This window comes from Janthinobacterium sp. GW821-FHT03C10, assembly GCF_059420865.1.
On the sequence record NZ_JBWKUN010000003.1, the window covers coordinates 571,941 to 596,235 of the forward strand.

Sequence of the window (24,295 nt, forward strand, 5' to 3'; positions counted from 1 at the left end):
GTTATTGTTGGTCTGGCGGCTGCCGCTTGGCATGTCCGCCCCGCTGCGCCCGGTAAATGCCCGCGTGGCCGGAAAACAGGTAGGCCACGACGCAGGCGATGGCCGCGTACACGCCGATCTCGGCGCCGAACAGTTCCATGGCCATCAGGGTCGAGGCGATCGGCGTGTTGGCGGCACCGGCGAAGACGGCGACAAAGCCGATGGCGGCCAGCAGAGTGACGGGTTGGTGCAGCAGCGGCCCCAGCGCATTGCCCAGGGCCGCGCCGATGAAGAACAATGGCGTCACTTCGCCGCCCTTGAAGCCGGTGCCCAGCGAGACGATGGTGAACGCCATCTTGCCGAGGAAATCGTATGCGGGCAGCGGCTCCTTGAGCGCGTCGACGATGGTGGGGATGCCCAGGCCGATATATTTGTCGGTGCCCAGCAGCCACACGGCGACGGCGACGGCGACGCCGCCCGCCAGCGGGCGCAGCGGGGCGTAGCCGATCCAGCGCTTCATCAGTGCGCTCAAGCCGTGCGTGGCTTGCGCAAACATTTTACCTGTCACGCCGAACAGCACGCCCGCGATCACCATGGCGGATAAAGTCCAGGCGGAGAGGGCGGGGATCAATGGCATGGCGTAATGCGTGTGCTGGACGCCCCACAGCAAGCCCACCTGGTCGGCGATGACGGCGGCGGCCAGGCAGGGCAGCATGGCTTCATAGCGCAAGCGGCCGATGGCCAGCACTTCCAGGCCGAAGATGGCGCCCGCCAGCGGCGTGCCGAAGACGGAGGCGAAGCCGGCGCTGATGCCGGCCATCAGGATGATGCGTCGGTCTTCATTGTTCAGGCGAAACAGGCGCGTGAGTTGGTCGGCCAGCGCGCCGCCCATCTGCACGGCCGTGCCTTCGCGCCCGACGGAAGCGCCGAACAGATGCGAGATGACGGTGCCGCCCAGCACCAGCGGCGCCATGCGCAGCGGGATGATTTTTTTCGGATCGTGGATTTCATCGATGAGCAGATTCGCGCCGCCCTCGACGCTGCTGCCGTAGCGCAGATACAGCCAGCCGACGGCAAAGCCCGCCATGGGCAGCAGCCAGATCAGCCAGGCGTGCGCCAGGCGCGTGCGCGTGGCCCAGTCGAGGGCGAACAGGAAGCCGGCCGAGGCCGACCCGGCCAGGACGGCCACGACAAAGGCCAGCAGCAGCCATTTCAACAGATGCTGTAACAGATCGGTGAGGGCGCTCAGGCGGTGCATCGGTCATCCAGTCATGGGCGATGGGTGGGTGTTTCTTACAGGCCCAGTTCCGCCACCAGCGCCTGGCCGATGGCCCGCTGTTCGGCCAGGATGGCGCGCAGGTGGTGAGGGCGCGTCTTGACATTCGTCATGACCACGCGCAATACATTCGTCGGGCCAGGGTAGCGCGTCGATTCGAGCACCGTGCGCGAGACGAAGCTGTGGCCTTCGGCCTTTTGGCGGTTTTGCAGCTTGGCGTTCAAGGTGTTCAGCTGCTTGTTCAGCTCGGTGGCCGCCTCGACCTGTCCGCCGGCCAGCATTGTCTCCATGCGCTGGCGCAAGGGCGCGGGCACGTAGCGGTAGGTGAGAATGAAGGTGTCGGAGCGCGTGACGAGTTCGAAATCCTGCTGGTCTGCCAGCAAGTCCTGCAACTGGCCGGACAGGGCGGCCGCCTGCTGCAGCAGGGCCGTGTAGCCGGACACGCCCAGCACCTTGAATGAGGTCCACAGTTTCAAGGCATCGAAGCGGCGCGAGCCTTCCAGCGAGGTCTGGCCCAGGTCGCCCGAGTTGTCGCGCAGGATGTAGTTGGCGTTGTGCTTCAACAGGTTCAGGCTGGCGCTATCCTTGAACAGCACCATGCTTTGCGCCATCGGCACCCACAGCAATTTATGCCCGTCGATGACGACGGAGTCGGCCAGGGCGATGCCGTCGTACAGGGCGCGGTACTGTTCCGCGATCAGCAGGGCCCCGCCCCAGGCCGCATCCACGTGGAACCAGATGTTTTCCCGCGCGGCAATGGCGGCCATGGCGGCCAGCGGGTCGATGGCGCCCGTTTCCGTCGTGCCGGCGATGCCGATCATGGCGACGACCTTGATCTTGCGCGACTTTAAGTCGGCAATCGTCGCTTCCAGCGCGGCGACGTCGATGCGGTTGTCGCGGTCGACGGCCACCAGGTGCAGGGCGTTTTCGCCGAGGCCCAGGGTCGCCAGCGCCTTTTTCACGGAATAATGGCTGCGGGCCGAACCGATCACGGCCAGTCCCACGTAGCCGGACTCCTGCATGACGGCAAACAAACCGCGCTTGCGCGTGCCGGGCAACTGTTTTTCCAGCGCCACGGCCAGCGCCGTCAGGTTGCCCATGGTGCCGCCATTGACGACATTGCCCAGCGCGCCGCTGGTGGCGGCCATGGCCTGCGCGTAGACGGCGTCCGGCTGCTGGTACACCTGGTGGTGCAGCCAGCCCAGGATCTGCTTTTCGATCAGGGTCGACACATACGCCGTCTCGATCTTGACCTGGTTCTGGTTCAGGGTGGCCGTAAACGCTTCGGCCAGCACGCTGATCCAAGGCAAGGCCTGCGTCATGTGGCCGATGTATTGCGGATGGTTCAGCTGGGCCGTATTGGCCAGCACGGTGGCGTCCAGCTCCTGCAGGAAATCGGCCACGGGCATGCCGTGCGCGGGCGGGCTGATGTCGGACAGCTGCGTCAGCAGTTCCGCATACGGCGTGTGCGGATACGGTTCGGCGCGTTCGGCCGCCAGCCAGCCGCCCAGCATGCGCAGGGCCTGCTGCAAGGGCGCGGGTGCCTGCTGCAGCGCATCGATGGAAAAATGCTGCCGCAGCAGCTGTTCGATAGGGGTCTCGGTCATGGCGCGTTGTCTTTTCTACGGATTGCTGGTGCCACGGTGACAAACGAATTGCGCCCAGGCGGAAGCGGGATTTTACCCGACTCCGCCTGGGCGCATCAGTTTGCTATTTGCAAATGGTAATTAGAAGTAATTCAGGCCCAGCGCCGACTTGACTTCATCGGCCGTGCGGGCCGCCACTTCGCGCGCCTTGAAGGTGCCTTCTTTCAACATCTGTATGACCTGGCCCTTGTCTTTGGCGAACTCTTCGCGGCGGGCGCGGATCGGCGCCAGCATTTCCTGCAAGACCACTTCCAGGCGTTTCTTGACGATGCTGTCGCCCAGGCCGCCGCGCACGTAATGGGCTTTCATTTCGGCCAGCGCCGCTTTTTCCGGATCGAACGCGTCCAGGTAGGTAAACGCGATGTTGCCTTCCAGGTGGCCCGGGTCTTCCACGCGCAGGTGCAGCGGGTCCGTGTAGACTTTTTTCACGGCGGCCGTGATTTCGGCCGGGGTGGCGCCCAGGTTGATGGTGTTGCCCAGCGACTTGCTCATCTTCGCCTTGCCGTCGATGCCGGGCAGGCGGCCGATGTCCGGCACCAGCGCCTTGCATTCCATCAGCACTTCACGGTTGTACATGCGGTTGAAGCGGCGCACGATTTCATTCGTTTGCTCGATCATGGGGATCTGGTCTTCGCCCACAGGCACCACGCCCGCCTTGAAGGCCGTGATGTCGGCCGCCTGGCTGGCCGGGTAGGTCAGGAAACCGGCCGGAATGTCGCGTTCGAAGCCGCGCAGGCGGATTTCTTCCTTGACGGTGGGATTGCGCTCGAGGCGCGCCACGGTGACGATGTTCAGGTAGTAAAAGGTCAGCTCGGCCAGTTCCGGGATCTGCGACTGGATGAAGACCGTGGTCTTGCTCGGGTCGATGCCGACGGCCAGGTAGTCGAGCGCCACTTCGACGACGTTGCGGTGCACCTTGTCGATGTCGTCCATATTGTCCGTCAGCGCCTGCGCGTCGGCCAGCATGATGAATTGCTTGTAGCTGTTCTGGTAGGCGACGCGGTCGCGCAGGCTGCCCACGTAGTGGCCCAAGTGCAGGGGGCCGGTGGGGCGGTCGCCCGTCAGGATCACGGATTGCGACGCGATGGCGGCGGCGGACAGCGGTGCTGCCGGGGCGTTGTCGGTGTCGGGGGTATCGGGGGTGTTAGGCAAGCTCATCAAGTTTCCTTTTGAGCCGCCTGCATCGGGGATGATCCAGGCTGAGCCTGTTACGCCACCGATCGAGGCGGCGTGGATCAAATTCACATCACTATAGAGTGGCCGCGCGAAAGTGAGCGGGACCACCAATTCAAGCAGGCGTGTTGTGACGGGATAAATTTCATGGCGATATGGTTGCAGTTCGGGCGCGTTCTGTCAAGTTGCGTGCCCATATATCTGCTGCGCCGCGTCAGAGGCTAGCCTACTGCGGAACTTGCTTTCCGGGTACTATTGCCGTTCGGCCACTTTTGCGTGGCATGAATCATTGGAGAACAGTATGCGCGTGTCGTCCCCCGTCCGGCTCACCGGCCTGGCCCTGGTTATGAGTTCCCTGTTTGCCGCGCCCGTGCTGGCGCAAACGCCGCCGATGGCGCCCGATATCGGCGCCAGGCTGGTGCTGCCCGATATGAATGATTACGTCAAGCGCGTGGTGATGATCCCCATGCGCGACGGCGTCAAGCTGTACACGGTGATCGTCGTGCCGAAAGACGCCAAGCGGGCGCCGATCATGCTCACGCGCACGCCGTACAACGCGGCCCGCCGCGCGCAGCGCGCCACCAGCGCCAGCATGCTGGCCACCTTGCCGCAGGGCGACGATACCCTGGTGGAAAACGGCTACATCCGCGTGTTCCAGGACGTGCGCGGCAAGCATGGCTCGGAAGGCGATTACGTGATGACGCGCCCCGTGCGCGGCCCGCTGAACAATACCAAGGTCGATAACGTGACCGATGCATGGGACACCATCGATTGGCTGGTGAAAAATGTACCGGAAAGCAATGGCAAGGTGGGCATGCTCGGTTCCTCGTACGAAGGGCATACGGTACTGATGGCTCTGGTCGACCCGCATCCGGCGCTGAAGGTGGCCATTCCCATGAGCGCCATGGTCGATGGCTGGCGCGGCGACGACTGGTTCCATAACGGCGCCTTCCGCATGCCGAGCTTGTCCTACCTGGCATGGCAGACGAGCGTGCGCGGCAGCGGCGAGGCGCCCGTGCTGGGCGTCTACGACGATTACGACGCGTATCTGCGCATCGGCTCGGCCGGTGATTTCGCGAAGAAATTCGGCATCGACAAGCTGACCTACACGAAAAAGCTGTTCGAGCATCCGGCCTACGACAGTTACTGGCAGGAACAGGCGCTCGATAAAATCCTCGCCAAGCGTCCGCTGATCGTGCCCACCATGCACGTGGTGGGGCAGTGGGACCAGGAAGATATCTATGGCCCCTATGCCACCTATACGGCGATGGAAGGGCGCGACAAGCACAACAACCTCAATTACCTGGCCATCGGCCCGTGGCGCCATAGCGGCGTCAACTATGAAGGCTCCAGCCTGGGCGTCCTGAAGTTTGACGGCGATACGGCGCGCCAGTTCCGCGAAAAAGTCATGCAGCCATTCCTCAATCAATACCTGAAGGATGGCGCGCCGGAAGCGAACACGGCGCCCGTCGTGTCCTACCAGAGCGGCACCAACCAGTGGCAGCGCCTGCAGCAGTGGCCGCTGGCTTGCGAGACCTGCGACACGAAGCTGACGCCGATCTACCTGCAGGACGGTTCCAGGCTGGGCTTTGCGGCGCCAGCGGGCGCTGCGGAGGCGGCGGAAGGCGCGTTCGACGAATACGTGGCCGATCCGGCCAAGCCCGTGCCTTTCGTGCCCCGTCCCGTGCGCCTGAGCGATGCCGACGTGTGGAAGCCATGGCTGGTCAGCGACCAGCGCGGCTATGCGGACCGCACGGACGTGCTCAGCTATGTTTCGGAACCGTTGAAAACGGCCGTGCGCATCGCCGGCGCACCGATGGTCAACCTGTTCGCCGCCACCAGCGGCACGGATGCGGACTGGGTGGTGAAACTGATCGACGTGTATCCAGACGAAGTGCCGTCGCAGCCGGCCATGGGCGGCTACCAGCTGGGCGTGGCCATGGATATCTTCCGCGGGCGTTACCGCGACAGCTTCGAGCACCCGACGCCGATACCGGCGGGCAAAGTGGAGCGCTACCGCTTCGCCTTGCCGAACGCGAATCACGTCTTCCTGCCCGGTCACCGCATTGCCGTGCAAGTGCAGTCGAGCTGGTTCCCCCTGTACGACCGCAACCCGCAAAACTACGTGCCGAACATCTTCCTGGCCGACCCAGGCCATTATAGAAAGGCGACGCAGCGCGTGTACCACGCGGCAGGGGCGGCCAGCGCGATCGAGTTGCCGATCGCGCCGCTCGACGCCCGCTAGGCGATTCGCATGAGGATGGCGCCCGCCGCGATCAGGCCGATGGCCACATAGCGGCGGGGGCTGATCTTTTCGCGCAGAAACAGGCCCGCAATGGCGATGGCGAACAGGATCGACGTTTCGCGCAGGGCCGCGATGGCCGCCACGGGTGCCTGCGTCATGGCCCACAGGGCCAGGCCATACGAAGCGAGGGTGCCGAAACCGCCAAAGGCGGCCAGATGCCATTGCGTTTGCGCATACGCCAGCAGGCCGGCGCGGCGGCGCAGCACCGTCCACAGCAACAGTCCCGTACCGTTCAAGACAAAAATCCACATGGTGTAGGCGGCCGGCGCGCCGGACAGGCGCACGCCGATGCCGTCGATCAGGGTATAGCTGGCGATGACGCAGGCGTTGCCCAGCGCAAAGGCGGTGGCGCGTCCCGTGTTTTTCGCGGCGATGGCCGTGGCGGGCCGGCGCGCGGCAACATACAGGCCGAAGATGCCCGCGCAGATGCAGGCGATGGCGCCCATCTGCATGGAAGACAGGCGCTCGCCGATCAGCGGCCAGCTGGCCAGCGCCACGATCAGCGGCGCGCTGCCGCGCATCAGCGGGTAGGCATGGCTCATGTCGCCGGCCTGGTAGGCGGCCGCCAGCAGAGAATAATAGGCGAGCTGCGCCACGGCCGAGGCGGCCAAGTAGGGCCAGCTGGCGGGCGCGGGAGCATCGACGAAGGGCAGGATTGCCAGCGAGATCAGGGCCGCGCCCACGGAGACGAGCACGGTCGTGAGGAAGGTATCCTTGCCCGCCTTGACGATGGCGTTCCAGCTGGCATGCAGCAGGGCGGCAAACAGGACGACGGCGACGACGAGACCGGACATGCAGGCCCTAGCGCGGGCGTATGCTCTGCGACAACAGTTCCTGGCGGTGATGGCGCTGGAAGCCTTCCATCAGGGTGCCCGAGCGGCTGGCTTTTTCCAGCAGTTCGCGCAGGGCCGCCTGGTCATCCGCCGTCAGCGACTTGCGCGACAGGTAGACGCCGCTCATGCCCCACGGCAATTCCGGCAAGGCTTCCAGGCGCAGGCGGTCGGCCAGGCCGTACACGCGCGCATCGTTTTGCGCCACGCCGGCGAGGATGGTGGGACTCATGATGGTGGCGTCGATGAAGCCGCTTTGCATCAGGCGCGCCACGGACAGCGCGTCGACTTCGTAGAACAGGCGGCCCTGGCTACTCAGCTCCTTGGCCAGCGCCTGGTAGGACACGCCATAGTCGTAGCCGCGCACGAGCGCCACGCGCAAGTCGCGCCGCTCGATCAGTTCCTGCATGGTGTTGATGGGCGTGCGCGTGCCTTGCAGCGAGATCAGCAGGGGACGGCTGCCCATCAGGGGGATGAACAGGCCGTGCTGGTCGCGCCGCGGCGTGCTGCTGGCCGGTATCAGCATATCGGCCTTGCCCGCCTCGAACATCGCCTCCAGGCGCGCGCGGGGCACGGCCGTGAAGATGAAATTACAGCCGAGCTTGGCGCCCATGCTGCGCAGCAAGTCGGGGTAGATGCCGCCGATGGCGGCGCCATTGACCACCACGCTGGCGCCGATGGCCGAGACGGGCACCTGGATGTCGCGCGAGCATTGCGCGCCCGCCAGGGCCGGCAGCGCCAGCGCCAGCATGGCCATGGTCCGGCGCCAGGCGCTCGAATAAAATTCAGTCATACCCATCCTTGCTCACCATCGAATCGCGGGCGTCGGCAACGTCCGCTTGATTATCCCATTCTCGCCGATCTATTTCTCAAATGCAATATTATCCCGCTGACTACTTTGTGGTGGAAACCACAAGTCTGGCCAGCCGCTGCGCCTGGAAGTAGCGCCAGGCCACCACGATGCCCAGGGTTTGCATGATGGCGCACAGATAGAAGGTGCTGCCGATGCGCCAGTCCTGTGCTGGCAAGTGGCTCACCTCGCCGAGGATCATGCTGCCGAGCAAAGGCATGATGATGATGCCCAGGCTGCTGATCGATTGCAGGGAGCCCATCAGTTCGCCCTGTTCGCCGGCGTTCGATGATTTCGAGATGATGCCTTGCAGTGCTGGGCCGGCGGCAAAGGCCAGCAGGTTGCACAGGATCAACGCATACATCATCCAGCCTTGCGTGGCCAGGCCGTACAGCAGGTAGGTGAGGGCGCCAGACGCCATGCCCAGCAAGGACAAACGCACTTCACCGAAACGCTTGATGAGGATGCCCAGCAAGCCCGCCTGCACGACGGCCGCGCACAGGCCCACGCAGAACATGGCGATGCCGTTCTGGCGCGGCGTCCAGTCGAAGCGGAAATGCGTGTACAGCACCCAGGTGGTGTTGAGCATCATTTGTGCAAACGTCATCAGGCCGAAGGCCAGCACCAGGCCGCGGATCTCCACGCGGCGCACCAGTTTTATCAGGGCGGCGAACGGATTGATGCGCGCCAAAGTAAAGGGCGCGCGGGGACCGGGCCGCAGCGATTCGGGCACGCAGAAATAGCCATAGATGAAATTGGCCGCCGACAGGCCGGCCGCCACGTAAAACGGCAGGCGCAGGTTGATCTCGCCCAGCAGGCCGCCCAGCATGGGGCCGCAGATGAAGCCCAGACCGAAGGCGGCGCCGATCTTGCCGAAGCTCTTGGCGCGGTTATCGTGCGTGGAAATATCGGAGGCGTAGGCGGACGCGACCGACATGCTGGCCGACGAGACGCCGCCGATGATGCGGCCGATGAACAGGCAAGCCAGGTTCGGCGCCCAGCCCGTGGCGAGGAAATTGATGCCCATGCCGGCCATCGAGTACAGCAGCACGGGACGGCGTCCCACGCGGTCGCTGATGGCGCCCAGCATGGGCATGAAGATGAACTGCAGCAAGCCGAAGACGGCCGCCATGATGCCGTACCAGAACGCCTGCGCATCCTTGCCGTCGACAAAGTCGCCGATCAGGATGGGCAGTACGGGTACCACCAGGCCGATGCCCAGCATGTCGATGAAGACGCAGACGAGGATGAAATTGAGGTTGCCGGCGCGCGCGGGCGCGTCGTTGGACGGGGAATGGCCGTCGGGGCTGGTTTTATCGGACATGCATGCTTTCGGCGCGTTGGCAAAGCGCCGGCGCGCTGCAGTTTTCTGCTGGCGCGGCGCAATAGCTGAGGCTTGCATTATAGACAGCGTGGACCAGACTGGCTATCGCCACCCATGTCAGAGCGCAACTCCCCATTCGTCGGCAAAGGCGGCGCGGAAATCCGTCAGCACGGCCAGGCGCCGTTCAGCCAGCGCGCGGCCGGCCGCCGTCTGCATCTTGCCTGGCAGCTTGTCGAGCTTGGTGACGATATGGTCGAGCGCATACGCCTTGTCGTCGAGTTCGCGATGCCGGGCCAGCGGATCCGTGCCGTGCGCCAGTGCGCTATCCATGCGCGCCGCCGTATAGAACAGGCGCGCCAGTCCGACGGCGCCCAGCGCGTCGATGCGGTCGGCATCCTGCACGATCTGCGCTTCGAGCGTGTGCGGCGGCAAGTTGGCGGAAAAACTGTGCGTCTCGATGGCGTGGGCCACGCCAGCCAATTTTTCTGCCGGGAAGTCCAGTTCGGCCAGCTGGCGGCAAGCGAGGGTGGCTGCCTGGCGCGAGGCCAGGTGGCGCTCGGGGTGGTTTTTCGGCAGGTTGACGAGGTCGTGCAGATAGCAGGCGGCCATCACGGTGAGGGCGTCGGCCTGCGCATGCTCCTGCAGCAGGACGCTGGCGTTGCGCCAGACGCGGTGCAGGTGGTTGATGTCGTGGGCGCCGTCATCGCCCAGGCCGGCCGCGGCCAGCGCCAGCAGGCGTGGCTGCCATTGAGAAAGCAAAGAATCCATGGTTCAAAGTCATAAAAAGCAGGGGCCGCCAGTGTGGCATAAAACGCCGCCCCGTGCGGCGGGGAGCGTGACGCTGCGGCGTGCCGTATTCGCCACATAAATTGCATTTTTGAAAAGCCAAAATCAGACGGCCGCTCTTTTTTAGTGCATGTAAAATTTACATGGGGTAACATTGCCGCACGGAAATTAGAAGCATAAGCTAATTGCGAGAAAGTATTTGCAAAAACATAGCAGTGGCGGCCATTCCATCGTGCATGGCGCGTCACGTCCAAGGTTGCGCGCAGCGTGCCTCGGTCTGCGCCACAGGCGAGTTAACGAAAGGATCATCATGAACACCAATTCCAGCGACACTGGCGCCACCGTTGCCAAGGCTGCCGAATACCTGGCCTTTACCCTCGGCCAGGAAGAGTATGGCATCGACATCCAGAAAGTCAGCGAAATCCGCAGCTATGAAACGCCGACCCGCATCGCCAACGCGCCCGAGTTCGTCAAGGGCGTGGTCAACCTGCGCGGCATCATCGTGCCGATCGTCGACATGCGCATCAAGTTCAACCTGGGCACGCCCAGCTACGACCAGTTTACCGTCGTCATCATCCTCAATATCGGCAACCGCGTCGTCGGCATGGTCGTCGACCGCGTCTCCGACGTCACCACCCTGATGCCGGAACAGATCAAGCCGGCGCCGGACATGGGCCGTTCGATCAATACGGAATACGTGATCGGCCTGGGCACCATCGACGAACGCATGCTGATCCTGGTCGATATCGACCAGCTGATGTCCAGCGCCGACATGGGCTTGATCGAGAAGCTTGCTGCCTAAGTTCTTGCTGAAGGTCATTTAGATCAAGTTTGTCGGAAACAATTGACCCCAAGCATTGTTTGCTTTTTCTGCAAGGTGCACGCTAGCACCTTTCCTGGCGCACGGTTCAGCCGAACCGTGCGCCAGTTTCACTTTCGTTTCACTTTTTACGCCAATTCGCGACAGCGGCCAGCCAGCGCCCGCCCATGAGCGAGATCGTCAGCTTGTCTCAGGTTGACGGCAGGGCTTTTTAGGATAGTCACATGAATGTATTACGCAACGTCAGCATCGGTGTCCGCCTCGGACTCGGTTTTGCCGTGATTTTGCTGTTTTCCATGCTCATTACGGGCATCAGCGTCTGGCGCCTGCACGACGTGGCCAGCGCCACGCGCGTCATGATGGAGCAGCCGCTGGCGAAGGAACGCTATATTTCCGACTGGTATGGCCGCATCGACAGCGCCGTACGCCGCACCATCGCCATTGCCCGCAGCAGCGATACCTCGCTCAGTGGCTATTTCGCCGAAGAATCGAAAGTCTCGTCTGCCAGCTCGGCCGAACTGCAAAAGAAGATCGAGGCGCTGATCGACAAGCCGGAAGAAAAAGCCATGTTCGCGGGCTTGCTGGAACAGCGCAAGGTGTATATCGGTTCGCGCGACCAGGTCTACAAGCTCAAGGGTGAAGCGCAGGTCGATGCCGCCAATGACGTGTTTGAAAAGGCCTTCGTGCCGGCCGCCGCCAAGTACCAGAAGATGGTGCAGGAATTGCTGGAACACCAGCGCGCCAGCATCGACACGACGGCGCGTGAGATCGACGCCGTGGCCAATACCAGCCGCAACCTGATGCTGGTGCTGGCCGTGCTGGCGCTGGCTTTTGGCGTCGTCTGCGCCTGGGTCTTGACGATGGGCATCGTGCGCCCCCTGCGCACGGCCGTGGACATCGCCCGCAAGGTGGCCGATGGCGACTTGACGGCGCAGATCGATGCCAGCGCCAAGGATGAAACGGGGCAACTGCTGTTGGCCCTGAAGGACATGAACACGAGCCTGCTCAACATCGTCGGCGAAGTGCGCAGCGGCACGGACAGCATCGCGACCTCGTCGACGCAGATTGCCGCCGGCAACCAGGACCTGTCTTCCCGCACGGAAGAGCAGGCCGGTTCCCTGGAGGAAACAGCCTCGTCGATGGAAGAGCTGACCAGCACCGTGAAACAGAATGCGGACAATGCGCGCCAGGCGAACCAGTTGGCGGCCTCGGCCGCGCAAGTGGCCGTCAAGGGCGGCGAAGTCGTGGCGCAGGTGGTGGGCACGATGGAATCGATCAACGCGTCGTCGAACAAGATCGTCGACATCATCAGCGTCATCGACGGCATCGCCTTCCAGACGAACATCCTGGCCCTGAATGCGGCCGTGGAAGCGGCCCGTGCCGGCGAGCAGGGCCGCGGCTTTGCCGTCGTGGCGTCCGAAGTGCGCAACCTGGCCCAGCGTTCGGCCAGCGCCGCGAAAGAGATCAAGACGCTGATCGGTGCTTCCGTGGAGCAAGTCAACGCGGGCAGCATGCTGGTGGCGCAAGCCGGCTCGACCATGAACGACATCGTCGACAGCGTGCAGCGCGTGAGCGACATCATCACGGAAATCACGGCAGCGAGCAGCGAGCAAAGCGTGGGCATCGACGAGATCAACCGCGCCATCGGCCAGATGGATGCCGTGACGCAGCAAAATGCGGCGCTGGTGGAAGAGTCGGCGGCGGCGGCCGAATCGATGCAGCACCAGGCGCATAACCTGGCGCAAGTCGTCAGCGTCTTTAAACTGCATGGCCAGAGCGGTGCGAACGGTGTAACACACGCGCTGAAACGCCCGGCCGTACCGCAAACCGCCTTGCGCATCGGCACACGCTGATGCCGTCGTGGCCGCCCCGTGCGGCCGCTTTCTGCTGTCCCCCTTTTATATAGTCTGGTTCCGCTTTTTTAGGATATTCACATGAATTTGTTAAGAAACGTCAGTATTGGTGTGCGCCTCGGCCTGGGTTTTGCCGTGATTTTGCTGTTTTCCATGCTCATCACGGGCATCAGCGTGTGGCGCTTGCACGACGTGGCCACGGCCACGCGCACCATGATGGAGCTGCCGCTGGCGAAGGAACGCTATATTTCCGACTGGTATTCCAAGATCGACAGCGGCGTGCGCCGCACCACGGCCATCGCGCGCAGCAGCGACACGACCTTGGGCGCGTATTTTGCGGAAGAGGCGAAACAGTCGTCCGTCGTCTCGGGCGAACTGCAAAAGAAAATCGAAGCCTTGATTTCCAGCCCGGAAGAAAAGGAACTGTTCCGCCTGGTGAGCGAACAGCGCAAGGTTTACCTCGATTCACGCGCGCAAGTGTCGAAGCTGAAGGCGGATGGACAGGAAGCGGAAGCGGAACAGGCGTTCCAGGGTATCTTCGTGCCCGGTTCGACGAAATACCTGAAAGTGGTCAACGACATGCTGCAGCACCAGCGCGCCAGCATCGATACGACGGCGCGCGAGATCGACACCGTCGCCAATACCAGCCGCAACTTGCTGCTGACCCTGGCCGTGCTGGCGCTGGGCTTTGGCGTCGTCTGCGCCTGGCTGTTGACGATGGGCATCGTACGTCCCCTGCGCACGGCCGTGGACATCGCCCGCAAGGTGGCCGATGGCGATTTGACGGCGCAGATCGACGCCAGCGCCAAGGATGAAACGGGGCAACTGCTGTTGGCCCTGAAGGACATGAACACGAGCCTGCTCAACATCGTCGGCGAAGTGCGCAGCGGCACGGACAGCATCGCGACCTCGTCGACGGAAATTGCCGCCGGCAACCAGGACCTGTCTTCCCGCACGGAAGAGCAGGCCGGTTCCCTGGAGGAAACAGCCTCGTCGATGGAAGAGCTGACCAGCACCGTGAAACAGAATGCGGACAATGCGCGCCAGGCGAACCAGCTGGCGGCCTCGGCCGCGCAAGTGGCCGTCAAGGGCGGCGAAGTGGTGGCGCAGGTGGTGGGCACGATGGAATCGATCAACGCGTCGTCGAACAAGATCGTCGACATCATCAGCGTCATCGACGGCATCGCCTTCCAGACGAACATCCTGGCCCTGAATGCGGCCGTGGAAGCGGCCCGTGCCGGCGAGCAGGGCCGCGGCTTTGCCGTCGTGGCGTCCGAAGTGCGCAACCTGGCCCAGCGCTCGGCCAGCGCCGCGAAAGAGATCAAGACGCTGATCGGTGCTTCCGTGGAGCAAGTCAACGCGGGCAGCATGCTGGTGGCGCAAGCCGGTTCGACCATGAACGACATCGTCGACAGCGTGCAGCGCGTGAGCGACATCATCACGGAAATCACGGCAGCGAGCAGCGAGCAAAGCGTGGGCATCGACGAGATCAACCGCGCCATCGGCCAGATGGATGCCGTGACGCAACAGAATGCTGCGCTGGTGGAGGAGTCGGCGGCGGCGGCCGAATCGATGCAGCACCAGGCGCATAACCTGGCGCAAGTCGTCAGCGTGTTCAAGCTCAATGCCCAGCAGGCGAGTGTCAGCGGTTTGAAGGGCAAGCAACGTGCGGTGGCGAAAGAGCCGCAAGAAGCCTTGCGGATCGGCCGCGCCGCTTAATCTTTCTCCACCCAGCCGGCGATCGCCAGCTGCGACAGCCGGTCCGCCTCGCCATTGCGGTGGCGCGGCAGCCAGCGCAAGCTTACATCCGTGAATTGTTCCAGCAGGGCCACGACGGTGGCCCTCTGCGTTTCCAGCCCCTTGGCGCCCACGGGCGTCGTTCCCAGCACGTCATTGATCACCACCTGGCTGTCGCCGTACAGCAGCAACTGCTCGGGCAGCGGACGCACCTTGAGTGCCGCCTGCAGCACGGCCGTCAGGGCCGCATATTCCGCATCGCTGCTGCTGCCATAACCGGCCGCCTCGCTCACTTCGATGCGCTCGCCGTTCGGTCCCTGCAGCAGGGCGCCTATGCCCAGCTTGCCCGGGTTCGGGTGGGCGGAACCGTCGAACCAGCCGCGCCAGGCCAGCGGGCCGCCATGGTCCTGGCGGCTGAGCGCCAGCTGGGCGCGGCGCGCCTGCATCCTGGCTTCCTTGCGTTTTTTGCGTTCATTGCGCGCCGCTGCTTCCGGCGTCATGGCTTGATCAGCAAGGTGTCGATCAGGCTGGCTATCCAGCACGCCACCAGCACACAGACGGCCACCGTCATGGCGGGGCCGTCGTTGACCGAGAGCGCCTCCACTTTTTCCATGATCAGCTGCACGTCGAGGGGCAGGGCGCCGCTGTCGATCTGTGCCATAACCTGGTCCAATCGTGCCATGATCTGGCGCAATACGATCGCCAGCGCGACCAGGGCCGGCACGAGGAAGAGGCAGCCACGGGCCTTGCGTTGCAAGACAAAATGCCCGCTGCCGGGGAAGACGAGGGCCGACAGCAGCAGGGCGAGATGACGTTTGGAAAGGGAGGAGCCGCTCATGCGTGCCTTTTCTAGGGGAAAGAGCGGCTCATCATACTATTGCCAGCCGAATTTGCGCAGATACACGCGTTTCATGAACGTCGTCAGCACGGTGTAGCAGACGAGGATGCCCAGCAGCCATGGGAAATAGCTCAGTGGCAAGGCTTGCAGCTTGAAGTAGGTCGCCAGCGGCCCCATCGGCAGGAACACGCCCACGGCCATGATGGCGGTGGTCGCCACCAGCAGGGGCACGGACGCGATGCTGTCGATGAAGGGCAGCTTGGGCGTGCGGATCAGGTGCACGATCAGCGTCTGCGTCAGCAGTCCCACGACGAACCAGCCGGATTGGAACAGGGTCTGCTGTTCCGGGGTATTCGCGCCAAACACATGCCACATCAGGATAAACGTGCTGATGTCGAAGATCGAGCTGATGGGGCCGAAGAATACCATGAAGCGGCCGATGTCGCGCGGGTTCCAGCTCAGCGGTTGCTGGATCAGTTCGGCGTCGACATTGTCGAACGGGATGGCGATCTGCGACACGTCATACAGCAGGTTTTGCACCAGCAAGTGCAGCGGCAGCATGGGCAAGAACGGTAGAAAGGCGCTGGCCACCAGTACGGAAAACACATTGCCGAAGTTCGAACTGGCCGTCATGCGGATGTATTTGAGCATGTTGCTGAAGGTGCGCCGGCCTTCCAGCACGCCTTCCTCCAGCACCATCAGGCTTTTTTCCAGCAGGATGATGTCGGCCGCTTCCTTGGCGATATCGACGGCCGAATCGACGGAAATGCCGATGTCGGCCGCGCGCAGGGCGGGCGCGTCGTTGATGCCGTCGCCCATGAAGCCGACGATATGGCCATTGCCGCGCAGGGCGCGCACGAGGCGCTCCTTGTGCAGCGGGCTGAGCTTGGCAAACACCGTGTTGTCCTCGGCCGCCCTGGCCAGGGTGGCGTCATCCATGTCGTCCAGTTGCGGGCCTTGCAGCACGCCATGCACGGCCAGGCCCACTTCGCGGCAGATCTTCGCCGTCACCAGGTGGTTGTCTCCCGTCAATACTTTTACGGTGACGCCGTGTTCCGCCAGCGCGCGCAGGGCGGGCGCCGTCGATTCCTTCGGCGGATCGAGGAAGGCGACATAACCGATCAGGGTCAGCGCCGTTTCATCGGCCACACCGTACACGGTTTTATGCGGCGGCACTTCCTTGACGGCCACGGCCACCACTCTCAAGCCTTCCGCATTGAGGCCATGCGTGGTTTCCAATACCTTGTCCAGCAGGGCGGCGTCGAGCGGAATGTTGACGCCGCCCAGGCGCAGCTGGCTGCAGGCGGCGAGGATTTCCTCGACGGCGCCCTTGCAGATCAGCTCATGGTGGTCATTCTTTTCAGACACGACGACGGACATGCGGCGGCGCACGAAATCAAACGGGATTTCATCGACCTTGACGTAATCGCGGGCCAGCTGCATTTCCGTCTGCAACTCCACATGGTCGAGCACAGCGCGGTCGAGCAGGTTTTTCAGGCCCGTCTGGTAGTGGCTGTTCAGGTAGGCAAATTGCAGTACTTCATCGGACGGCTGACCGAACACGTCCGTATGGCGCTCGAGCACGATCTTGTCCTGCGTCAAGGTGCCCGTCTTGTCCGTGCACAGCACGTCCATGGCGCCGAAGTTCTGGATCGCATCCAGGCGCTTCACGACGACCTTCTTTTTCGACAGTTTCACGGCGCCCTTGGCCAGGGTGCTGGTGACGATCATGGGCAGCATTTCCGGCGTCAGGCCCACGGCCACGGACAGGGCAAACAGAAACGCTTCCATCCAGTCGCCCTTGGTCCAGCCATTGATCAGGAACACGAGCGGCGCCATCACAAGGGCGAAGCGGATCAGGAGCCAGCTGACGCTGTTCACGCCCGCCTCGAACGCCGTCGGCGTGCGCTCCGTGGCCGTCACGCGCGTGGCGATGGTGCCGAAATAGGTGCGGTTGCCCGTGGCCAAGACCAGCGCCGTGGCGGCGCCCGAAATCACATTCGTGCCCATGAACAACAGATTGGCCAGCTCCATCGGGTCTTTACCATGGGCATCGGCCAGCTCGGCCATCTTTTCCACCGGCAAGGATTCACCCGTCATGGCGGCCTGGCTGACGAACAGGTCTTTCGCGGACAGCAAACGGCAATCGGCAGGGATCATGTCGCCGGCCGACAGCACGATGATGTCGCCCTGCACCAGTTGGCGGATCGGCAGTTCGACCTGCTGGCCATTGCGCAGCACGGTGGCGGTATTGCTGACCATGGCTTTCAGGCGTTCGGCAGCCCGGTTCGAGCGGCCTTCCTGCACGAAACGCAGCAGGGTCGACAAAATCACCATGGTGCCGATGACGATGGTCGCTTTCGGGTCTTCCGTCAGGTAGGACACGATGGCCAGCACGGTGAGCAGCAGGTTGAACGGATTCTTGTAGCACAGCCACAGGTGCTGGTACCAGGCCAGCGGTTTCTCATGCTCGACCTCGTTCGGCCCCGTTTGCGCGCCGATGACTTGTGCCTCGGCATCGCGCAAGCCTTCCAGGCGCGTGTGCAGGCGGTTCAGGGCGCTGTCCAGGTCTTCATGCGCGGCGGCCAGCAGCTGGCGCGCCAGGTGGTCGGGTACGGGCCGGGCCGTGCTGTTTTCCAGCGGCATGGCGCGGCGGCGGAAGTTGCCAGCCGTGTGGCGCTTGCGCAGGAACGATTCGAATAAGCGGGTGAAGAGATTCATTGCTCTTCCTTTCACGACGAGGTGTTGACGGGCGGCGCAGCCGCAGGCAAGCCTTGCGTGCCGCCAAGACACAATCGTGCTGGCGGGCAATCCGGGTCAGTAGCCGGTCGCGATCGGAAAGAGGGAGGGAGAGGCGCGCAGCCGGACTGGCCGCGCGAGACACCGCACCTTGCTCAGCAAGGCACGGAGGAAACGGAATTCCGCGTTGCTTGCTGTTTAGCTGCCGAGGCAATCGCCGATACAAGATCGGCTACTGTCACTAGAACAAGTACCCACGTGGGACTCCGTAAATGAATAATGGGGGCATCTTATGGATGGGCCGCTTCAGTGTCAACTGAAGAAATCTTAGGTTTCCAAAGTGTAATGTGGTTGTTGTATCGGCCGCTGTCATGCCATCGCCAGCGAATCGGACAATATCTGCCACAGGGCCGCATGGCGCTGCTGCAGGGCGGCGCCGCCAGCGTAGATCAGCTCCACGTGCAGGCTGTCGACGATGCCCAGATAGGCTTGCGCATACAGGTCGATGCGTTGCGGCGGCAGGGCGGGCGCCAATCGCCCCAGGCTGGCCACGTAGTGCCGCTGCAATTGCGCCAGCAAGGCTTCGTAACCCGTGCCGACTTCCACGCGCAGGGGCGCGGGCGGCAGGTACGCCGTGCGCAGCAAAAAGCGCAGATGGGCCGAATCGGCATAGCGCTGTGCCATGCGGTCGCAGTACAGGGAACCGGCCAGCTGGCCGCCCGGTGCCGCCAGCGTAGCCTCGTCGGTGAAGCAGGCGTCCATGAAGGCTTGCTCTTCGGCCAGTGCGTCGGCAAACACGTCCAGAAACAGGGCGTCCTTGCCGGCGAAGTGGGAGTACAGCGAGGCCTTGCGCATGCCCGCCTGCGCGGCGATATCGTTGAGGGAGGAGGCGTCGTAGCCGTGTTCGGAAAAGTGCACGACGGCGACGGCGCAGATGTTATCGGCCGAGGCCGAGCGTTTCTTCATATGAGGGTAGTAGTTGGGTGAAGCGTCAGTGCGCTCCCAGGCTGGTGGCGTGTGCCGGATGGCTGCGCGCAGTGGCCAGGGTCAGCCATGATACCAGCAGGCCGGCCATGGTCAAGAACAGCAGCCAGGGCAGCGGCCCCCGTTCGGACAGGCCGGCCGCCAGCGGCGTGGCCAGCGACGATAAGCTCATCTGGATGGCGCCCAGCAGGGCGGCCGTGGAACCGAGCGCGCGCTGCTGCGAGCCCATGGCCATGGCCATCAGCGCCGCTTCCGCCATGCCCAGGCCAAACAGGGCCACGAACATGCCGGGGACGACGGCCATGATTCCCCCTCCGGCCCAGACACCGAGCAGGGCCAGTGCCGCACCGCCCAGCATGGCCAGGCTGCCCGCCACGCTCAAGCGCGCCACGCCATGGCGGCTTACCAGGCGCCCACTGGCCATGGCACCGAGCAGTACGGCCACGCCCGTCGCGCCGAACACGAGGCCGAAGCTGCCGGCGGACAGGCCGAAATCGCGCTGGTACACGAGCGAGGCGCCGCCGATATACGCAAACAGGAAAAAGAAGGCGGCCGACAGGGCCAGCGCGGGCAGCAGGAAGGCGCGGTCGAGCGCGATGCGCGCATACGTGCGGTGCATGCCTTTCGGCGATACACGCTGCTTCGGCGGCAAGGTTTCCGGCAGGAACAACGCGCTATTGAGCAGGGTCAAGGCGCCCAGCGCGGCCAGGGCCAGCATCACGGCGCGCCAGCCGTAATGCGCGTCGAGCAAGCCGCCCACGGCGGGCGCCAGCACGGGCGCCAGGCCCACGATGGTCATCAGGAGGGCGAACAGCTGCGCCGCTTTGACCCCATCGGCCACGTCGCGCACCATGCTCATCACCACGACCAGGGTCAGCGCCGCACCCAGGCCTTGCACCGTGCGCGCCAGCAGCAGGGTGGTCAATTGATCCGCCTGCGACGCCCATACGGCGGCAGCGATATAGACGGCGATGCCGGCCAGCAATGGGCGGCGCCGGCCCAGCATGTCCGTCAGCGGCCCGCACAGCAGCTGCCCGCCGCCCAGGGCCAGCAGGAAAACAGTCAGACTCAGCTGCACGTTCGCATACGAGGTGTGCAGCTCGCGCGCCATGGCCGGCATCGAGGCCAGGTACATGTCGATGCCGGCCGGACCGAGCACGGCCACCAGGGCCAGGGAAGCCGCCAGCCCGAGACTGGCGGCGGGGAGAGTGGTTTGCTGCTGCATTGCGATTCCTTCATCTATCAAAAAAACGGGGCATGGACACTGCCGTCTTTTTTATTGTACACTCACTGCCTACCGGTAGGTAGTTTGCTCGATCAATGAAAAGGATGAGAACGATGAGGGAAGAAACTATGAGGGGAGAGTCGGCATGACGGAAGTGGGAATTTCGCTCAGCGGCGTGGCGGTCGCGCTGCTGTTCGCGGCCTGGAGTTCGCACCGCAGCCGCTGCGAACGGCGCGACGTCGTGTGCCTGACGATACTCGGCACTACCCTAGGGCTGCCGGGCGCCGTCTTGCTGGCGCTGTAGAGCGCGCACAAAAAAACGGCAGACCTTGCGGCCTGCCGTTCTGTTTTAATTTAATACTCCCGGCTTTTGCCGGGATTTCATTTCTTGATTGCTGAGTTTCGACGCCTGACAAAACCGTAGCGAGCGTCAGTGATTTGTGGCCGAGAAGCGCAACCGTACTCTAGTACGGTGAGCATCGCCGGCCGCAAAGCGCGACGCGCAGTAGGTTTGGTCTGGCGTCATTCCTCTTCGTAGGAACTGATCGGCGCGCAGCCGCAGAACAGGTTGCGGTCGCCGTACACGTTGTCGGCGCGGCCGACCGGCGGCCAGTATTTGCGCTGACGCAGGGAAGCGACGGGGTAGGCCGCGATTTCACGGCTGTACTTGCGTTCCCAGCTGTCCGACATCAATACCTGTGCCGTGTGCGGCGCATTTTTCAACGGGTTGTCGTCATGGTCGAATTCGCCGCTGGCGACCTTGGCGATTTCCGCACGGATGGCGATCATGGCGTCGATGAAGCGGTCGATCTCCACTTTCGATTCGCTTTCCGTCGGCTCGATCATCAGGGTGCCCGGCACGGGGAAGCTCATGGTCGGCGCATGGAAACCGAAGTCCATCAAACGCTTGGCCACGTCTTCGTTGCTGATGCCGGTGGCGTCCGTGATCGGGCGTAGGTCCAGGATGCACTCGTGCGCGACCAGGCCGTCGTGGCCCGAGTACAGCACGGGGTAGTGCGGCGCCAGGCGGCGCGCGATGTAGTTCGCCGCCAGGATCGCCGTCTCGGTGGCGGCCGTCAAGCCTTCCGCGCCCATCATCGCGATGTACATCCACGAAATCGGCAGGATGCTGGCCGAGCCGAATGGCGCGGCGCTGACGGCGCCGATGCCGGCGACGTCCCGCTGGTAGCCCGAGGAACGCTGGTTCGGCAGGAATTTCGCCAGGTGGGCGCCCACGCCGATCGGGCCGACGCCTGGTCCGCCGCCGCCGTGCGGGATGCAGAAGGTCTTGTGCAGGTTCAGGTGCGACACGTCGCCGCCAAACGAGCCGGGAGCGGCCACGCCGACCAGCGCATTCATGTTGGCGCCGTCGATGTAGACCTGGCCGCCGTGCGAGTGGATGATCTCGCACAGTTCCTGGATGCCTTCTTCAAACACGCCGTGGGTGGACGGGTAGGTGACCATCACGCAGGCCAGGTTGGCGCTGTGCTTTTCTGCCTTGGCTTTCAGGTCGGCCAGGTCCACGTTGCCGTTGGCGTCGCAGCTGGTGACGACGACCTGCATGCCGACCATGTTGGCCGATGCGGGGTTGGTGCCGTGCGCCGACGACGGGATCAAACAGATGTTGCGGTGGCCTTCGCCGCGCGACTCGTGGTAGGCCTTGATCACCAGCAGGCCCGCGTATTCGCCCTGCGAGCCGGCGTTCGGCTGCAGCGAGACGGCAGCGTAGCCCGTCAGCGCGCACAGCATTTCTTCCAGCTGCGCGATCATTTCGCGGTAGCCCACCGTTTGCGCGTCCGGCGCGAACGGGTGGATGTTCGAGAACTCGGGCCAGGTGACGGGAATCATTTCGCTCGTCGCGTTCAGCTTCATGGTGCACGAACCGAGCGGGATCATGGTGCGGTCCAGCGCCAGGTCCTTGTCGGCCAGGCTGCGCAGGTAGCGCAGCATTTCGTGTTCCGAGTGGTAGCTGTTGAAGACGGGGTGCGTCAGGTAGGCGCTCTCGCGCGCCAGCTGCGCCGGCAGCGCGCTGGTGACAGTTGCTTCGACGGCGTCCAGGTCAGGCGCGGCAGGCGCGTTGGCCAGGCCGTGCGCGAACACCTTCCACAGCAGCGCGATGTCGTCGCGCGTGGTGGTTTCGTCGAGCGACACGCCGACGTGAGTATTGTCGATCTTGCGCAGGTTGACGCCGTGGTGCATGGCCGTCGCGTGCAGTTGCGCCGCATCGGCGACGTTGATCGTCAATGTGTCGAAATAGCTCGCGTTGACGACGCCATAGCCGAGGGTCTTCAGGTTCGCCGCCAGCACGCCCGTAAAGCGGTGCACGCGCTGGGCGATCTGCAGCAGGCCGGCAGGGCCGTGGTAGACGGCGTACATCGAGGCCATCACGGCCAGCAGCACTTGCGCCGTGCAGATATTCGACGTCGCTTTTTCGCGGCGGATGTGCTGTTCGCGCGTTTGCAGGGCCAGGCGATAGGCCTTGTTGCCTTGCGCATCGACGGTCACGCCCACCAGGCGGCCCGACATATTGCGCTTGAATTCATCGCGCGTGGACAGGTAGCCCGCGTGCGGGCCGCCGAAGCCGAGCGGCACGCCGAAGCGCTGGCTGTTGCCGACGACGACGTCGGCGCCCCATTCGCCCGGCGGCGTCAGCATGGTCAGGGCCAGCAGGTCGGCCGCGACGATGACCATGGCGCCATTCGCGTGCAGTTTTTCCACGCCGGCGCGGTAGTCGCGCACGACACCGTTCACGCCAGGGTATTGCAGCAGCACGCCGAAGCAGGCGTCCAGCGACTCGATTTCAGCCGGGTCGAAGGTACGCACCTCGATGCCGATCGGCTGGGCGCGCGTCTGCACCACTTCCAGGGTTTGCGGCAGCACGTCATTGGCGACGTACAGCACGTTTGACTTCGACTTGCCCACGCGCTGGATCAGGGTCATCGCCTCGGCGGCGGCCGTGCCTTCGTCCAGCATCGAGGCGTTCGAGATGCCCATGCCGGTCAAATCCGTGATCACTTGCTGGAAGTTCAAAATCGCTTCCAGGCGGCCTTGCGAAATCTCTGGCTGGTAAGGCGTGTACGCCGTGTACCAGGCCGGGTTTTCAAAGATGTTGCGCAACACGACGCCAGGGGTGAACGTGTTGTAGTAACCCTGGCCGATCAGGGATTTCAGCACCTGGTTCTTGCCGGCGATGGCTTTCAGGCGCGACAGGGCTTCCTGTTCCGGCATCGGCTGCGAGTACGCGCCCAGGGGCAGGGCGCCCTTGTTGCGGATGTTGGCCGGTACCAGGGCGTCGATCAGCGCGGCGCGCGATGGATAGCCGAGGGTCGCCAGCATGGCTTGCTGTTCGGTGGCAGAAGGGCCGATGTGGCGGGCGATGAAGGCATCGCGTGCTTCGAGTTGGGTCAGGCTGGTGCGGGTCATGATATAGAGGCCAAAAAAGACTGAAAAACCGGGATGCGGCGCGCGGGCGCGGCGGCGGGGTATAGCTACAAAATTAAATGCAAACGGGCCGCAAACGCGGCCCGTGAGTCAAACGCGATTACGCGCTGGTGGTGGCGCCATAGGCGGCAGCGTCGAGCAAGCCGTCCAGGGCCGACACGTCGGCTGGCTTGATCCTGAACAGCCAGTTGGCGTAGGCGTCGGCATTGATCGACTCAGGCGAGTTGACCACGTCGTCGTTGACGGCCACGACTTCGCCGGCGATCGGCGCGTAGATGTCGCTCGCTGCCTTGACCGATTCCACCACGGCGGCGTCGTCGCCGGCGCCGTAGGTATTGCCCACGGTTGGCAGTTCGACGAAGACGATGTCGCCCAGGGCGTCCTGCGCGTACTCGGTGATGCCGACGGTGATCGTGCCGTCGGCTTCAAGGCGTACCCATTCGTGGGAAGCGGTGTACTTCAGGTCTGCAGGAATGTTCATGTGTGGCT

At 63.7% G+C, this 24,295-nt stretch carries 19 protein-coding genes; 5 read left to right on the forward strand and 14 right to left on the reverse strand.

Translation table 11 applies throughout. The features are described 5' to 3' along the window. Position 1: 1 nt before the first annotated feature. The 3 genes from AC07VH_RS13785 to trpS form a co-directional block, all read right to left on the reverse strand. Complete coding sequence (locus tag AC07VH_RS13785; protein WP_494789113.1) at positions 2-1,237, reverse strand: voltage-gated chloride channel family protein; 1,236 nt, start codon at positions 1,235-1,237, stop codon at positions 2-4. Between the two features lie 35 nt (positions 1,238-1,272). Continuing rightward, positions 1,273-2,862, reverse strand: coding sequence for a pyridoxal-dependent decarboxylase (locus AC07VH_RS13790; protein ID WP_494789114.1), 1,590 nt, complete (start codon positions 2,860-2,862; stop codon positions 1,273-1,275). A 120-nt stretch (positions 2,863-2,982) separates the two neighbouring features. After that, positions 2,983-4,059 carry a tryptophan--tRNA ligase gene (trpS, locus tag AC07VH_RS13795; protein WP_494789115.1) on the reverse strand — a complete coding sequence of 359 codons (1,077 nt, stop codon included), beginning with the start codon at positions 4,057-4,059 and terminating at the stop codon, positions 2,983-2,985. Positions 4,060-4,375: 316 nt separating this feature from the next. On the opposite strand from trpS, the gene AC07VH_RS13800 reads away from it, so the two are divergent. Next, positions 4,376-6,319 (forward strand): CocE/NonD family hydrolase, encoded by a 1,944-nt coding sequence (locus AC07VH_RS13800; protein ID WP_494789116.1) that lies wholly within the window; start codon positions 4,376-4,378, stop codon positions 6,317-6,319. Here the strand turns inward: AC07VH_RS13800 and AC07VH_RS13805 are convergent. The 4 genes from AC07VH_RS13805 to AC07VH_RS13820 all read right to left on the reverse strand — a co-directional run bounded on the left by AC07VH_RS13805 (position 6,316) and on the right by AC07VH_RS13820 (position 10,151). Continuing rightward, a complete protein-coding gene (locus tag AC07VH_RS13805) occupies positions 6,316-7,173 on the reverse strand; it encodes an EamA family transporter (RefSeq protein WP_494789117.1) in 858 nt (285 codons plus the stop codon). The genes AC07VH_RS13800 and AC07VH_RS13805 overlap by 4 nt on opposite strands. Positions 7,174-7,180: 7 nt before the next feature. Then, positions 7,181-8,002, reverse strand: coding sequence for a substrate-binding periplasmic protein (locus AC07VH_RS13810; protein WP_494789118.1), 822 nt, complete (start codon positions 8,000-8,002; stop codon positions 7,181-7,183). Between the two features lie 100 nt (positions 8,003-8,102). After that, complete coding sequence (locus AC07VH_RS13815; RefSeq protein ID WP_475414264.1) at positions 8,103-9,383, reverse strand: TCR/Tet family MFS transporter; 1,281 nt, start codon at positions 9,381-9,383, stop codon at positions 8,103-8,105. 117 nt (positions 9,384-9,500) lie between these two features. Then, positions 9,501-10,151 carry an HD domain-containing protein gene (locus tag AC07VH_RS13820; RefSeq protein WP_489627849.1) on the reverse strand — a complete coding sequence of 217 codons (651 nt, stop codon included), beginning with the start codon at positions 10,149-10,151 and terminating at the stop codon, positions 9,501-9,503. Between the two features lie 328 nt (positions 10,152-10,479). Here AC07VH_RS13820 and AC07VH_RS13825 point away from each other — a divergent pair, with 328 nt between their 5' ends. From AC07VH_RS13825 to AC07VH_RS13835, 3 genes are all read left to right on the forward strand, one after another. Next, positions 10,480-10,971 carry a chemotaxis protein CheW gene (locus tag AC07VH_RS13825; RefSeq protein WP_034752308.1) on the forward strand — a complete coding sequence of 164 codons (492 nt, stop codon included), beginning with the start codon at positions 10,480-10,482 and terminating at the stop codon, positions 10,969-10,971. A gap of 242 nt (positions 10,972-11,213) precedes the next feature. Beyond that, positions 11,214-12,842 (forward strand): methyl-accepting chemotaxis protein, encoded by a 1,629-nt coding sequence (locus tag AC07VH_RS13830; RefSeq protein WP_494789119.1) that lies wholly within the window; start codon positions 11,214-11,216, stop codon positions 12,840-12,842. An 81-nt stretch (positions 12,843-12,923) separates the two neighbouring features. Then, positions 12,924-14,561 carry a methyl-accepting chemotaxis protein gene (locus tag AC07VH_RS13835; protein ID WP_494789120.1) on the forward strand — a complete coding sequence of 546 codons (1,638 nt, stop codon included), beginning with the start codon at positions 12,924-12,926 and terminating at the stop codon, positions 14,559-14,561. Here the strand turns inward: AC07VH_RS13835 and AC07VH_RS13840 are convergent. From AC07VH_RS13840 to AC07VH_RS13860, 5 genes are all read right to left on the reverse strand, one after another. Then, the gene (locus tag AC07VH_RS13840) at positions 14,558-15,079 is read right to left on the reverse strand and encodes a ribonuclease HI family protein (RefSeq protein ID WP_475414260.1); all 522 of its coding nucleotides are present in this window, start codon (positions 15,077-15,079) and stop codon (positions 14,558-14,560) included. The genes AC07VH_RS13835 and AC07VH_RS13840 overlap by 4 nt on opposite strands. Further along, the gene (locus tag AC07VH_RS13845; protein ID WP_475414259.1) at positions 15,076-15,417 is read right to left on the reverse strand and encodes a hypothetical protein; all 342 of its coding nucleotides are present in this window, start codon (positions 15,415-15,417) and stop codon (positions 15,076-15,078) included. The genes AC07VH_RS13840 and AC07VH_RS13845 overlap by 4 nt, the downstream gene beginning before the upstream one ends. A gap of 36 nt (positions 15,418-15,453) precedes the next feature. Continuing rightward, on the reverse strand, positions 15,454-18,138 hold the full coding sequence (gene mgtA, locus AC07VH_RS13850) for a magnesium-translocating P-type ATPase (protein ID WP_494789121.1): 2,685 nt from the start codon (positions 18,136-18,138) through the stop codon (positions 15,454-15,456). 387 nt (positions 18,139-18,525) lie between these two features. Continuing rightward, a complete protein-coding gene (locus AC07VH_RS13855) occupies positions 18,526-19,122 on the reverse strand; it encodes a TetR/AcrR family transcriptional regulator (protein ID WP_494789122.1) in 597 nt (198 codons plus the stop codon). A 25-nt stretch (positions 19,123-19,147) separates the two neighbouring features. Next, on the reverse strand, positions 19,148-20,365 hold the full coding sequence (locus tag AC07VH_RS13860) for a Bcr/CflA family efflux MFS transporter (protein ID WP_494789123.1): 1,218 nt from the start codon (positions 20,363-20,365) through the stop codon (positions 19,148-19,150). 145 nt (positions 20,366-20,510) lie between these two features. Between AC07VH_RS13860 and AC07VH_RS13865 the strand changes: the two genes are divergently transcribed. Continuing rightward, entirely contained in the window at positions 20,511-20,669 is a 159-nt protein-coding gene (locus AC07VH_RS13865) for a hypothetical protein (protein WP_489627843.1), read from the forward strand. Between the two features lie 218 nt (positions 20,670-20,887). On the opposite strand, the gene gcvP is transcribed toward AC07VH_RS13865, so the two are convergent. Continuing rightward, positions 20,888-23,788 carry an aminomethyl-transferring glycine dehydrogenase gene (gcvP, locus tag AC07VH_RS13870; RefSeq protein WP_494789124.1) on the reverse strand — a complete coding sequence of 967 codons (2,901 nt, stop codon included), beginning with the start codon at positions 23,786-23,788 and terminating at the stop codon, positions 20,888-20,890. Between the two features lie 118 nt (positions 23,789-23,906). Next, positions 23,907-24,287 (reverse strand): glycine cleavage system protein GcvH, encoded by a 381-nt coding sequence (gene gcvH / locus AC07VH_RS13875; protein WP_494789125.1) that lies wholly within the window; start codon positions 24,285-24,287, stop codon positions 23,907-23,909. Positions 24,288-24,295: the final 8 nt, after the last annotated feature.